This window comes from Aporhodopirellula sallentina SM41, assembly GCF_000346505.1.
GTDB lineage: Bacteria > Planctomycetota > Planctomycetia > Pirellulales > Pirellulaceae > Rhodopirellula > Rhodopirellula sallentina.
Genome location: NZ_ANOH01000384.1, coordinates 1 through 14,588, shown reverse-complemented (window position 1 = coordinate 14,588; position 14,588 = coordinate 1). Strand labels below are relative to the sequence as shown.

Here is a 14,588-nt window from a genome sequence, read left to right as displayed (position 1 = left end):
CGCGACAATTTCTTTTTCCAAATCGTCGAGGCAAGCGAAACGACGACTTCCGCCGTCAACGCTTCAGGTCCAAACTCAACGCTACCTAAAACGTGCCGGTGGCGTTCGCTACGCTCGACCACCGGCTACTTGCTTTACACGCCTTTGGCGCGAACGGGGTGTCGGTATTCCACTGCGTGTCAGGGCGCAGCAACGATTGCTCGCGATGTTGTTTCCATGGCGACGATTGCTGACTCCGAATTGAGATCCTTCTTGAGTTCGGGATGAGCAGTGAGATACGCGGTCACTTCATCTTCGCTGGCGACGGGACCGCCCTCATCACCACAGCCACAAATCAGCGAACTGAAAAGTAGGACTGCGAATAACGGAATCAGTCGCGATCGTAGACTTGAGAAAGGTTTCATCAGATTGTTCACAGAGGAGACACGGAAAGAGAAAAACGAAATCAGCTGAGATAAGAAACTCAACACGGATAACTCAACCAGCAACGCACTTTCGCCTTGACGCATGCAACATGGCAAAAGTGTAAAACGCCGGGTTGGATCAATTTGCAAACGCAACTGATTCAGCATGCTGAACAGTGGAAACAACGATCCTGCAAAACGAATCATTCAAAACCGAAGTGAGAACGGATTAGAACTCCGCGTCGATTGTTTCTTTCGATGCGGCGGTGCTCAGAGCGCCCCACAAACCGAACGGGCTCTTCGATCCCGGGGCGATCGGACCGCCGTAGTAGACCTGCGAACTGGTCTCATCACCCGCTTCGATGGAGTCCGTGATGAACTTGACGGCACCATCGCCCATCAAGATATGACAACCACCTTGATGCCGACTTCCTGGAGGAGCAATCATCGCGTTGCCGTGATAATTTGCCCGTGGGCTGGTCCCTTTTGCGACACAAATTTCTTTGTTGGGAGCTAGGATCGCATTCATCTGACCGTACATTGGACGTCCCGATGCCCACTTGTAGCCTCGGCGCTGCTCAGCGTCGCCGACATTCGTACCACTGGCCCAAAACTGCGGACGCTCAGGATCGATGAAGGTACGACACGAAAGCGCTTCGCCTGGCCCCCGGATTCCCTGCCCCGTACCACGGCCACTCGCAGCTCCACCGATGTCTGCTTTTCCGTGAGTTCGTTTGTCTTGATCACCCAGGTCGGTCGGGATTTCACCCATGGCGATCGTGTTGGAGAGGCCGTCCAAGACGTCACGGAAATAGGAGTCCGCTCGAGCTTGAAACATCCCGCGGCAAGACGCCCGAGCCAGCTCAGCTAGATTGTTCGGGCTGGTACGATTCCCATCTTCATCGGCGTACCCGTGATTGCAGATGTAAGCTGAATCACCGGAGCAGGCGACATAGTTGGTGCGGCCCGCCGATGGCAAACCGGCACCAGGGTCGCTAGGGCAACGCAAACTCGGAATCTCCGTTAACCACGGTTCATAACGACTGATCTGATGGTGACTCAAGTTGGCTTGCGGGTTGCCGCCCATGGGTTGATGGATGTTCCCATTCTGATCCTGCAGCGGGTTCGAAATTTGCTCCCAAAGGGCTTGCTGCTCCAGGAACGGCATCAACCCGACGAGAATGCTGAGTTCCTCACGGTTGTTGGAAGAAGGCGCCGTCGTGCCGCCATTGATTGCACCGATTGCATTCGTTCCACCTTGCAACCGAGGCAGTTGATTATAGGCGGAGTGGTAGTTGTGAATTGCGAGCCCGAGTTGTTTGAAATTGTTACTGCAACTCATCCGCCGAGCGGCTTCTCGAGCCGCCTGCACCGCGGGCAATAGCAATCCAACGAGCACACCAATAATGGCAATGACGACTAATAGTTCCACCAGGGTAAAACCCTGACGCACACGTGTTGTCTTGAGAAAACACATCAAAAGCACTCCGAAGAAGCAAGGTGACGAAAACCCGGAACGGGGTGCTTTGCCCCCGCAGGGTTTGTTTCCGTGGTAGATTGTCGCAGTGCCACGAATTCTCTCAAAAAGAATCGATTTCGTTGAATGCACATGAAATTGATTCAAATCCTCAGAAATCGTGGCACGCGATCGGCCAAGCCACTAAGTAAGAGCGACCGCGTGGCACTTCTTGTGATGCACATTCGCTATCTGCCATCTGCATTGGTAACCGCTTTATCTCGCCGAGACGGACGCAGGCGGTTCAGTTGAGTTTGCTTGACTCGCTAATCGAAAAGGAGCAAAAGAATCTGCTGTGATCCCTTTAGACCCTCCCCAATCGAAATCTGAAACGCTTGTGCAGTTGTTATCCGAACACCACGATCAACTGTATCGCTACATCTACTCGCTCGTCGGTACCTCGCACGATGCACGCGATGTTTTGCAAGAGACATCATTTGCGCTCTACGAGAAGTTTGAACTTTTCGATTCGAGCCGACCGTTCCTGCCGTGGGCCTACAAGTTCGCGTACATCCACGTCCTGAAATGGCGTGAAAGTCAGTCGCGGCAGATGCCTCTTCTCAGTGGCGACGTCTTGGAACTATTGGCCCAAGAACGCCAGGCACAGGAAGTGTCGCTAAGTGAACGCCTGAGCGTGCTCGGAGAGTGCATGAGTCAGTTGCCCGAAAATGATCTGGAGCTCGTGCGATCCCGTTACCTCGAAGGCATCGCACCTGATCTCATCGCTGAGCAAGTAAACGCGAGTCGGCGCACCCTGTTCCGCGATCTGAAAAGAATCCGTCATCTCCTAATGAACTGCATCGATAAAAAACTAGCGATGGATGAGTTTTGATGAACCAGAACAACAATCCCCATGCTACACGACGGCGCCTCGAAGAACTCGGGGCCGCGTTCATCGACCGGACGATCACGCAGGAAGAAATCGAGGAACTGGATTTCCTCCTTCGTGACGATTCGAGAAATCGGATTCTCTTTTTGCAGTACATGGACCTGCAATCGGAGATGGTGAACGTTCTCTCGCGAGACTCCGACGAGAAGAACGCAAACGCAGAATCCGTTTTCGATTGGGCGTCGACACTGGCCGAATATGCGTCCACGCGACGGACGTCTTCGCAAACGCGAACGAATGAAACGGAACGAGCTAGTGCAGTTGTCGCATCTCACCGAAGCAATCTAGCGCCTTGGCTCGTTTCGGTCGCGTCGGTAGCCGTGTCGCTCATGTTTGCGTTTGCGTTCTATACCATGCAGTCCGTTGAGAACACCAAGAGTGAACCGACGGTGGTGCAGCAAGTCGTTGCCAAGAGAACGGATCAGAATTTGGTCCGATTGGCAGACCTCGCGGGCGCCGAACTCTTTAACGAGATAACTCCGCCGAGAGGCCAGTCGTTGCAATATCAGCACGAGTACGCACTGGTAAACGGAATGATGTCCCTCGTTTTTCCATGCGGTGCGGAGGTGATTTTAGAAGCACCGAGCGTGATCGAGATTGCCGATCCGATGCAGCTTCTGGTGAAAGCCGGCAAGTGCAGTGTGCACGCACCCGACGGCGCCGAGGGCTTCCAAGTGATCACTCCGCAAACGGAAGTCACCGACCTCGGGACACGTTTTTCGGTTTCGGTCGACGAAGGCGGCAATACGGAAGTTCAGGTTATCGAAGGCGCCGCCGAGGTACGACAATTCGACAAGGACGACTCGGAAAAAGTTCTCCTTAAGGAAAAACAGGCCAGCCGCTTCGACGGTGGAGAATCATCATCGGTTGACTTCACCCCCACTCATTACCGCAGACAACTGCCCGATCGGATTGTCGGATTTCATGTTGCGAGCGAAAGTCAAGATTTGCAAGGGAAGCTCGAGAGCGTTTCCATTCAACACGCGGGTGTTCAGCGTCTCTACCACGTTGACGAATTGATCGGCGTGGAGGTGATCCATTTTCGCGGAGGCAACAACACTAGCAATCTATCAACACATGTTGGCGTGAGTGCTGGCAAGGGAGATGATCGACGGGAAGCGTTGGAGTCCGATGCCTATCTCCATACCGGCTTGATCAACCCCGGCGGCAGTCGCGAACCACTGACACAGGATCCCGTGATGAGTCACGCCGATGGTAAGGAACTCACCCCGGGAATGGCGATTCGATTTCGTGAACCTGTCGTCAATCGCCCCGGCCCCGACGTTGTGTTTTTTGAATTGCAATCAGCCATGAATCCTGTCGCGGGCGATGGTTTCCACGTCAGTCCGCTGAAGTTCGAGCCTAATTTGCGATCGCACACGGTGATGCGTTACGACATCACGCTGAACTCGCCGGAAGCGTGGCCGGTCCCGGATTTCGAACTGATGCAGTTCGATTCGCAGATCGACTCGCTTGATGATTTGCTCAACGGAACATTTCAGATACGCAATCCCGCGATGTCGTTTTGGGCGATTGCGGTTAGCATCGACTTCAGCGACCTCGGCTACGACGACGACTCCATTGTCGAAGGTCTCTTCTTTCAAGATGTGATGGACGACGAACACTGCATTGATCCGGTCTTCATTGCGGGACTTCCTTATGGACAAGAGGAAGTCGAATGAACATGCGGAAACTGATTCCATTTTTGATTCTAGGTTGCTTCGCACATAGTGTCCTCGGCCAAGATGTGACGCCGAGTCACGCGAAATTCTTCGAAAACGAAGTGCGGCCGTTACTGGCAAAGCGTTGCTATGAATGTCACAGCGATGCCAAGTCGAGTGGCGATTTGCGACTCGATTCGTTTGCAGACTTGATGCATGGTGGCGAATCCGGTGAGCCCGCGATTGTTCCTGGCAAGCCCGACGAAAGCATGTTGATTGATGCGGTCAACTATGAATCGTTGGAGATGCCACCGGATGAAAAACTATCCGATCGCGAGATTCAAACGTTGACCCGTTGGGTTTCCATTGGTGCTCCGTGGCCGGGCGTGGATCCAAACGCTCCGCTCCGCAAACGCGAGCGGTTCGACGACAACGACCGTGCGTGGTGGGCGATACAACCACTGACGAGACCACAGGTCCCGCGTATTGCGAGGAGTGGTTGGACGATCAATCCGATCGATCATTTCATCGCCGACCGAATGCTATCCAACGGGTTGTCGCCTGCCCGTGAAGCGACCAAAACGGAACTCGTGCGACGGCTCTATCTCGACGTGACGGGATTGCCGCCCACTCCGGACCAAGTGACGGCTTTCCTCGAGGATGAATCCCCCGATGGGTACGAGAAACTCGTTGATTCACTGCTCGACTCGAAGGGGTATGGCGAACACGCCGCCCGGCAATGGCTCGACCTCGTCCGCTACGCCGACAGTGACGGGTATCGTGCCGATGGGTTTCGTCCGCAGGCGTGGCGTTACCGCGACTACGTCGTTCGGTCCTTCAACAACGACAAGCCATACGACCGCTTCGTCCAAGAACAACTAGCGGGCGACGAAATGTTCCCTGGCGACCTCGACGCTCAGGTCGCACTCGGCTATTTGCGTCACTGGGTTTACGAATGGAATATTCGTGACGCGCCGACGCAGTGGAATACGATTATCGAAGATTTGACGGACACGACCGCAGACGTGTTCATGGGATTGGGGCTGCAGTGTGCCAAGTGCCACAACCACAAATTCGATCCCTTGTTGCAGCAAGACTACTTCCGCCTCCGCGCCTTCTTTGCCCCCATCATGCCCCGTGACATTGCCGTCGCGACTGCGGAAGAAATTGCCCGGCATGACGCCAAGCGAAAGAAATGGGAAGAGAAGACGGCAACGATACGCGAACAGATTGCTGCCATTGAACAGCCCTATCGTGACAAGTATCGCGACATTGCCATCGATCGCTTCCCGGAGGATATCCAGGCGATCGCGCGCACACCCGAAAATCAACGTACGGGTTACGAAGATCAGCTGACGTATCTGGTTCAACGCCAGGTTGAGGCCGAGCACGGCCGACTCAATTCGATCATCAAAGGAGAGGACAAAGAGCGTTTGGTTGAGCTTCGTCGAAAACTCAAAGCGTTCGACTCACTCAAACCGAAGCCGCTGCCGACGGCGATGTCCGTGACGGAAGTCATCAAACCGCCGCCACCGACGACGATTCCGAAGTTTAAAAACAAACCGATTGAGCCAGGTGTTCCCGCCATCATGGAAGCGTCGCCGTTGCCGATCGTCGCTTCGCCGTCGTTGATCACCAGCGGTCGTCGCACGACGTTGGCCCGGTGGCTCACCATGCCCGACAATCCGTTGACCGCACGCGTTATTGCGAATCGCATTTGGCAAAGCCACTTTGGTCGCGGGCTCGCTGAAAACACCAGCGACTTTGGCATTCTCGGCGGCCCGCCGTCGCACCCGGAACTTCTCGATTGGCTCGCAACGGAGTTAGTCAAAGACAACTGGAGCTTGAAGTCACTGCATCGCAAAATCTTGCTCTCGGCGACCTATCGGCAATCGACGCAACACTCTGAATTTACCGCTTTCCAACAAATCGATCCTGCCAACGAATTCTATTGGCGGCACGATACAACGAGGTTGAGTGCGGAGCAGATTCGTGATTCGTTGCTCGTCGTCTGTGGACGGATGAAAAATCGAAATGGTGGAGGCAGCGTTCACGCGGATTCGCCGTATCGATCGATTTACACTCGGCAAATGCGTAATTCACCTGATCAATTGCTAAACAGCTTCGATTTGCCGCAGTTCTTTTCGAGCAACTCGTCTCGCAATACGACGACCACGCCGATCCAGTCACTGTTGCTGTTCAACAGCGACCAAATGTTGTCTTACGCGAGATCGTTGGCTGAACTCGTATCGCGGCAATCGAGCGATTTGGAAACGCGAGTCGCGATCGCATGGCGACGTACCTTTGGCCGTGACGCCACGCCCGACGAACTGCGTGCCTCGTTGGCATTCATTGCTGGGCAGACCTCACACCTGCGTTCGCTCGAGAAGCAACGATCGGAACAAGAGGAAGATCAAACTCTCATCGAGACATCCAAATTGCCTTATCGCGATGGTCAGGCAATTCGCTTTCAGATTGACGACCCGTCGTTGGTTTTGTCGATTCGCCATGCCCCTGAACTGAACCTGAGCGACTTTACAATTGAAACCTTCTTTCAATTGCGATCGATCGCCAGTTCGGGAAGCGTTCGTTCGATCGTCAGCAAATGGAACGCGAAAAAGAATCCTGTTGGTTGGAACTTTGGCGTCACGGGCAAGGGCTCCCGCCGAAAGCCGCAAACGCTGGTCATGCACATGTTCGGACAATTGCGAAGCGGCAAACTTGGTGAAGCAGCAGTCTTCTCGGATCAGCATATCGCGTTGGATACACCGTACTACGCATCGGCGAGCGTTCGATTGGCTACAGATGACAAACCGGGCAAGGTCACTTTTTTCTTGAAGGACTTGTCTAACGATGACGAACCGCTGCAAATCGCGGAGGTGGCACACAACATCAGCGAAGGCATCGCCAATGAAGCCCCTATCTCCATCGGTCGCCGCAGCGGTACCGGCGCGAGTGAATTCGATGGCTTGGTTGACGACGTGCGTTTGGTCAGTCGAGCGATCCAGGTGGATGAGATTCTACAGACCGTCGAGCGTGACATCCCCGGCGTGGTCGGATACTGGCAATTCGAAGTCGACCCGGGCGTCCGTCGAAACAGCGCCAGCGACAAACATGGAATCATGGCGTCCGGCGAAGCGATCATTAACGATACGCCCGAGGAAGGGGCTCTCGTCGATTTCTGCCACGCGTTACTCAATTCGAATGAGTTCTTATATGTGAATTAGTTTCAATCGCCAGATCGGCTATGAGTTGGGCTCCGCCATGCGGCTTGTTTTGAGAGGTGAAACGCATCGACGCACGTTTCTACTGTGGCGAAATAACTCGCACGCGTTTCTCGTAGTGGCAAACCGAACTTGGTGACGTCCAACCAAAAGACACCCTCCATCCCTCCGAGCCCATTGATTGAAATCCTCTGGGTGAATATCGATTCCCCGCCTCTCTTCCGTCCCCACCCCAACGTGTCATGCACATCAAGATCCCCCAATCGAGACGTGAGTTCCTTGCACGCAGCGGTGCCGGCTTTGGCGCCGTCGCTTTGGCCGGGCTGATGTCCGGCGCGAACGCCGAACCGGTCCGTGCCAGCGATAGCGACCCCAAGGCCCCGCCAATTAACCCGGTCGCTCCTAAACTCCCGCACCACAAACCGACCGCGAAACGCGTCATCTTTTTGTTCATGGAGGGAGGACCGAGCCATCTGGATCTGTTCGACCCGAAGCCGTTGCTAAACGAGTTAGCCGGCCAAGAAATCCCGGATAGCTTTGGTGAAGTGATCACGGCGATGGGTGAGATGAAGTCACCACTGCTTCCGAGCAAACGCAAGTGGAAGCAACATGGCGAAGGCGGGCTGTGGATTTCCGACTGGCTGCCTCACACCGCCGAGTGTGCTGACGACCTCGCCGTCATTCGCTCGTGTGTTGCCGACGGGATCAATCACTCCGCGGGCGTTTGCCAAATGAACACGTGCTCGATTTTGAGTGGTCGGCCATCGTTGGGCAGTTGGGTGACCTACGGACTCGGCAGTGAAAACGAAAACCTCCCTGCGTTCGTTGTCATGCAGGACAACAACTCGCAAATCGTCAACGGACCTCGAAACTGGAGCGGTGGGTTCATGCCTGCGGCGTATCAAGGCACGCGGCTCAGCGAAGGGACGCAACCGATCCCTTACTTGAACACTCCCGAAGACATCACCCAAACACGACAGATGTCGAAATTGGATTTTCTGAACTCGCTCAATCGCAACTACGCAGACATCCATCCTGAGCAGAGCGAACTGGAAGCCCGAATTGCGAGTTATGAGTTGGCGTTCCGCATGCAATCCGAAGCTCCCGACGCGATCGACCTCAGTGACGAAACCGAAGAGACGCTCGAACTGTACGGAATCAACGACAAAGAAACGAGCGGCTATGGACGGCTCTGCTTGCTCGGTCGACGGCTGGCCGAACGTGATGTTCGGTTCATCCAGTTGTACAGTGGCGCTGGTTCAAAGTGGGATTCGCATAGCAACATCGAAGGCAACCACTCGGCGCTGTGCCGCGGCGTCGACAAACCAATCGCAGGGCTACTCAAAGATTTGAAACGCCGGGGCATGCTAGACGACACACTCGTCGTCTGGGGCGGCGAATTCGGACGGACGCCGATGAGCGAAAAGGGCAGCGGTCGCGACCACAATCCCAGCGGATTTACCATGTGGATGGCGGGCGGTGGCGTCAAAGGCGGTCAAGCGATTGGCCAGACCGACGACCTTGGACTGCACGCAACGGTCGACCGCCAACACGTCCAAGATCTCCACACGAGCATCCTGCATCTGCTCGGACTCGACAACATGGAACTGACCTACATTCACAAAGGTCGTCCCGAACGCCCCACGATCAACGAAGGAACTTTCTGCAAGCAACTGGTAACGGGATAGCCATGATTACTCGAATCTTTTTCGTGGAGATTACGCTAACAATCGCTGCCATGACATCAGCTCATGCGACCGAAGATAGTGTCGCTGCGAGATGGACGTTTGATAGCGAAGGAGCCTCACCACTGGACCTTAACGGCGAAGTCGAACGTGACCAAGCGGGCCCGAGACCTCCCGAGTATCCCGATTTCGCAGATGACAATACTGCGTTGAAGTTCAACGGCGGCGGTTACCTGGCCGTACCCAAATTTCTCAACGACGACCGGTTTCAGTTTCGAAACGGCGACGACATTACCATCGAAGCGTGGGTGAAAGTCGAAACGGCCCGCGACGGGCAACAGATGTACGTGATCGGCAAAGGTCGAACCGGCTCGCCGCTTTGTTCACCCGATAACCAAAACTGGGCACTGCGCACCGTCTCGCATGGTGGCACGGTGCGAGCGAGCTTTCTCTTTGCGACAGAGCTCACATCCGATCAATCGCATTGGCACCGATGGACATCCGACGAGGGATTCGAGTGTGCAACGGGATGGCATCATATTGCGGTGGCGTACCGATTCGGCAGCCCCGAGTCGATTCGCGGTTGGATCGATGGCCAGACCGCGAACGGTCGTTGGGACATGGGCGGAGCGACCAAGGAGCCTCCTGTCGTGGACGCCGACGCCGTTTGGATCGGATCATCACGTGGTGGCGGTCGGTCGAACAGCTTCGTCGGATACCTCGACAACGTTGCCGTTCACCGAGAGCGATTATCTGACAAAACGATCGCGTCACGTTTCAACCGAGTCGGTGGCCCGCGAGTCGCCAAGGCGAAACCGGCACCGAAACCACTTCCCGAGGTTGCACCGGAGTTAGACAACGTTACTGCGGGCAAGGTTCTGTTCACCGTTGCCGAAGGACTGCCGAGTAACTCTCGCTGGCTAGTCGATGGCGAATCATGGCCACGCGAAATCGTGAGCTGGACCGGCGACGCGTTTCTTCTGCCACGCGTGCCGGTCCGCTACGACGATTGGGGCATTCGCGGACGCTGGAATTCGCCGTTGTTGGTCCGATTTGCCAGTGACGTTTCTCTTCCACCGGGAAAGCATCGTGTGCTGGTGAGGGCGCGATCGTTGAGCCGACTTTGGATCGGCGGAAAGGTCGTCGCTCGAACACGAAAGAACCCGCATGGCGGAGGAAACCTGCAACCCATTGTCCCCATTGCTGATCCGCCCGCACCGGGAAACCGTGTCGTGCGGTTTCCTCAACAAGAAGTTTTCGGGGAATGCGTTGTCGAAGGCGATCAAGCCCGGTCGGTTCGTGTGGTCTATGAGCTCGTCGTCGGCGGGAAAGGCTACCGCACCGAATCAGGAGAAGTCTGTGTGGCGATGCAGTATGAAAACAGCAACACCTTCGTGGTTCTCAGTCCTTCACTGTCGCTTCCGTTGACCGACGATGCCGTTGGTTCGGAACTAGTAAGGATTGAAAACTCACTCACCAAGCTAGACGATGCAACGCGTCGCACGGCCTTGTTATCGCAAAACGAGTTTTGGAATCATCGTCATGAAATTGCACGCGATGTGATCCAACAACGAACTCGAGCAAAACACTCGTCGAGCGAGCATCCGATTGATCGAGCGATTGCCGAAAAGATCAGTCTTGCGGTCGCTCACTCGAACCAACATGACAAAGAAACAACCGCCAACTTCTACGAGCGAGTGTTGCCGATCTTGCGAGACGAGTGTTTTCGTTGCCATGGCGCGAAGAGCAAGGGCGGGCTGCGACTGAATTCTCACGAAGCTGTACTCGCGAGTGGTGAGTCTGATCTTCCCGCGGTTGTGCCCGGCGATCCCGACAACAGCGAACTGATTGTCCAGATTCGCGATGGCAACATGCCGCCCACAGACACCGGACTCTCTCCCGATCAAATCCAAACGCTCGAACAGTGGGTAGCGTCGGGGGCGGTTTGGCCTGCACAGCCGATCGATCAGGAGGCAACGAGGCTCGCGCCGATTCTCAGTGATGAGTCTTTCCTGAGGCGAGTTTATCTTGACACGATCGGAGTCCCACCGAGTGAAGCGGAGGCCGCGGCGTTCTTCGCAAATCCAGACCGCAATGAATGGATCGATAAATTGCTGGCCGATGACCGGTACGCGGATCACTGGGTCAGTTTGTGGATGGATTTGTTAGCAGAAAACCCGACACTGCTAAACGTTTCTCTCGGCAGCACGGGACCGTTTCGCTGGTTCCTCTATGAATCACTACGCGATAGCAAACCGCTCGACCGGATGGTGACCGAATTGATCTTGATGCGTGGCGATGCTCACTACGGCGGCAGCGCCGGATTTGCCATCGCGGGAGAAAACGACGCACCGATGGCTGCCAAAGCTCACGTGCTGGCGGCGGCGTTTTTGGGCATCGACCTGCAATGTGCTCGTTGCCACGACTCGCCCTTTCACAGCACTACACAGGAAGATCTGTTTTCACTCGCGGCGATGCTGCGTCGAAAACCAATCACACCGCCGAAGACCAGTCGGGTGCCTGATGAGTTCTTTGAAAATCAAACGCGAGAGTCGTTGATTAGCGTGACGTTGAAACTCGGCGAGTCGGTCAAAGCCAAGTGGCCCTTTGCGGACTTCACCGGAGCGGATGATTCACCACAACTCGACGAACTCATGCAGAATCCCAAAGACCCCCGAGAGCGTTTGGCGGCTTTGTTTACCACGCCGAACAATGTGCGATTCCCACGAGTGGTCGTCAATCATCTTTGGAAACGTTTGATGGGTGCCGGCTTCGTCGAACCCGCCCATGATTGGGAGGGAAAAACACCGAGCCATCCCGAGTTGCTCGATGCATTGGCAACTGAACTGGTAACGCACGACTACGATCTGAAGCACGTCCTGAGAATGATCATGACGTCGCGTGCCTATCAACGTGAGGCGATCGGACAAAACGAATCCGCGACGGCGGACCAACGCTACTTTGCCGCACCGGATCGGCGACGTTTGACGGCGGAGCAGGTTGTCGATTCGCTGTTCACTGCAACCGGTCGCGAAATGGATGTCGAAGAATTGACCTTCGTGCACGATGGAACACAGGCGATGAGTAGACGGGTCACACTCGGCAAACCGAAGCGTGCGTGGATGTTTGCCGGACTCAACAATGAGCGTGATCGTCCGAGTCTTTCGTTGCCGCGAGCGCAGGCCGTCGTCGATGTACTCGAAGCGTTCGGTTGGACGGGCACCCGCCAACAACCGATCGTCGAGCGTGAAACGGATCCCAACGTGCTGCAGCCCGGTATTTTGGCGAACGGCAATCTGTCCAAATCGCTAACGAGAGCCGCCTACAAAAGCGATCTCGCCGACTTGGCGGTGCACGCGTCGTCTGCCGAGCAGTTAGTGTCGTCGCTCTACCTGCGTTTCCTTTCACGCTACCCGAACCCTTCGGAACGCCAACTCTTTGTTTCCGCGTTAGACAATGGATTCGAAGATCGGTTGGTGCCATCGTCGGACATCACGCCGCCGCCGGTCGATCCACTGTTGCCTCAGTCGACATGGACGAACCACTTGGTGCCGGAAGCGAACGAGATCCAACAGGAATGGGAACGTCGCGTTCGACGCGGCCCGCATGAAGACCCTCGGCTTCGCCCTGAGTGGAGAGAGGTCTACGAAGACGTGGTGTGGAGTCTCGTTAACCACGCCGAGTTTGTTTGGATTCCTTAAAAATCCAGTAGATGAAGTGCAGCGCCGAAGGTGTCCCCAGACGGAACGCCATCACGCTGCGGTTTCCGATCAGCGAAAGGTTTTATGCAATGAATATCAACCGTCGTCAGGCTCTCGCGATTGCAGCATCGGGTGCTGTGTTGCCCACTATCGCGTCTGCTGAATCAACACCGGTACCCGTTGCCGGTAAGGCCGAACACGTGATCTCCATTTGGCTCGGCGGCGGTATGGGCCAGATCGATACGTTCGATCCGAAGCGTAAAGGTGATCCCAAAACGAAGAAGGCAGGTTCGTACTACGACCCGATTGAGACAAGCGTCGATGGCGTTCAACTTTGTGAACACCTTCCCAAGATGGCCAATTTGATGGAAAGGGTAACGGCCGTTCGCAGCGTGCATCATGATGTCATCGACGAGCACGCCGCGACGACCAACCGGATGCACACAGGTCGAGACATCAGTGGCACGGTGACGTACCCATCGCTCGGTTCGATCGTGACTCATGAACGCGGTGCAGTTCACGACGGTGCACCGCCTTATGTTTTGATTGGATACCCCAACGTGACACGTGGACCCGGTTTCTTGGGTGCCAAAGACAGCTATTTGTATCTGACCGACACTGGCCAGGGACCGGCCGGGCTGTCACGTCCCGATGGCATCACACCGGATCGCCAGGCTCGCCGCGAAAGATTCTTGACTGCATTGAAACAGAGCGGCAAGGCAGTCGCCGATCAAAAGATCAGCGACTATGACGCCGCGATCGAACAAAGCTTAAAACTCAGCGGTCCGGAATTCGGTGGCGTCTTCCAACTCGACTCGGAGCCCGACCGCCTCCGCAATCAATATGGCGGCGAGTTTGGGCAACGTTGCTTGTTGAGTCGTCGGCTGGTGCAGCGTGGTGTGCGGTTCATCGAAGTCTCACACAATTTGAATTTCCTCAACGGTGCCGGATGGGACGTCCACAATGCGGGGATTCTCAATCAGCATCAATTGATTCGCGAACTCGACAACGCCGTTTCCGCCTTGATCACGGATCTGCACAACAATCGCTTGCTCGACAAAACCCTGATCGTGATCACGACCGAGTTTGGGCGTCCACCGGAGTTTGACAGCGGCGGAGGTCGAGGACATCACGGCAGAGCGTTCTCGTGCGTGCTCGCCGGTGGTGGGCTGAACCACTGCGGTGCGTATGGCGTGACGGATGAGCTAGCAAAAACGATCGTTGAAAACCCCGTCAGCGTTCCCGACTTCTTCGCGACCATCTGCGCCGCACTGAACATCGACCCAGCCAAGAATCTCTACGACGGTGACCGTCCCGTTCCCATCACCGACCGCGGCCGCCCCATCCGGAGTCTGTTCAGCTAGGACGCTATCAAAAAAGGATGGTATCTGCTCCGCCGATTTTCGGTGGTCTGAATTCAGGCGCATCCCGCTGCGGGCAACGGTCTCGATATGTTTCGAACGCAAACGTTTGATGGGGTGGCGGTCTGACTGTAGGCCGGACCAAGC

General features: G+C 55.5%; 8 protein-coding genes. 6 read left to right on the top strand and 2 right to left on the bottom strand.

Annotated elements, in window-relative coordinates; all coding sequences use genetic code 11:
• Positions 1–179: 179 nt before the first annotated feature.
• Both RSSM_RS24890 and RSSM_RS24885 read right to left on the bottom strand, forming a co-directional pair.
• Positions 180–404 (bottom strand): hypothetical protein, encoded by a 225-nt coding sequence (locus tag RSSM_RS24890; protein WP_236621367.1) that lies wholly within the window; start codon positions 402–404, stop codon positions 180–182.
• 229 nt (positions 405–633) lie between these two features.
• Entirely contained in the window at positions 634–1,881 is a 1,248-nt protein-coding gene (locus RSSM_RS24885) for a DUF1559 domain-containing protein (RefSeq protein WP_008686427.1), read from the bottom strand.
• A gap of 376 nt (positions 1,882–2,257) precedes the next feature.
• On the opposite strand from RSSM_RS24885, the gene RSSM_RS24880 reads away from it, so the two are divergent.
• The 6 genes from RSSM_RS24880 to RSSM_RS24855 all read left to right on the top strand — a co-directional run bounded on the left by RSSM_RS24880 (position 2,258) and on the right by RSSM_RS24855 (position 14,444).
• Entirely contained in the window at positions 2,258–2,752 is a 495-nt protein-coding gene (locus RSSM_RS24880) for a sigma-70 family RNA polymerase sigma factor (RefSeq protein WP_008686426.1), read from the top strand.
• The gene (locus tag RSSM_RS24875) at positions 2,752–4,491 is read left to right on the top strand and encodes a FecR domain-containing protein (RefSeq protein WP_008686425.1); all 1,740 of its coding nucleotides are present in this window, start codon (positions 2,752–2,754) and stop codon (positions 4,489–4,491) included. The genes RSSM_RS24880 and RSSM_RS24875 overlap by 1 nt, the downstream gene beginning before the upstream one ends.
• Positions 4,488–7,697 carry a DUF1553 domain-containing protein gene (locus RSSM_RS24870; protein WP_008686424.1) on the top strand — a complete coding sequence of 1,070 codons (3,210 nt, stop codon included), beginning with the start codon at positions 4,488–4,490 and terminating at the stop codon, positions 7,695–7,697. The genes RSSM_RS24875 and RSSM_RS24870 overlap by 4 nt, the downstream gene beginning before the upstream one ends.
• A gap of 239 nt (positions 7,698–7,936) precedes the next feature.
• The gene (locus RSSM_RS24865; RefSeq protein WP_008686422.1) at positions 7,937–9,382 is read left to right on the top strand and encodes a DUF1501 domain-containing protein; all 1,446 of its coding nucleotides are present in this window, start codon (positions 7,937–7,939) and stop codon (positions 9,380–9,382) included.
• A gap of 50 nt (positions 9,383–9,432) precedes the next feature.
• Complete coding sequence (locus tag RSSM_RS24860) at positions 9,433–13,080, top strand: DUF1553 domain-containing protein (protein ID WP_236621366.1); 3,648 nt, start codon at positions 9,433–9,435, stop codon at positions 13,078–13,080.
• 89 nt (positions 13,081–13,169) lie between these two features.
• Entirely contained in the window at positions 13,170–14,444 is a 1,275-nt protein-coding gene (locus RSSM_RS24855) for a DUF1501 domain-containing protein (protein WP_044303600.1), read from the top strand.
• Positions 14,445–14,588 lie beyond the last annotated feature (144 nt).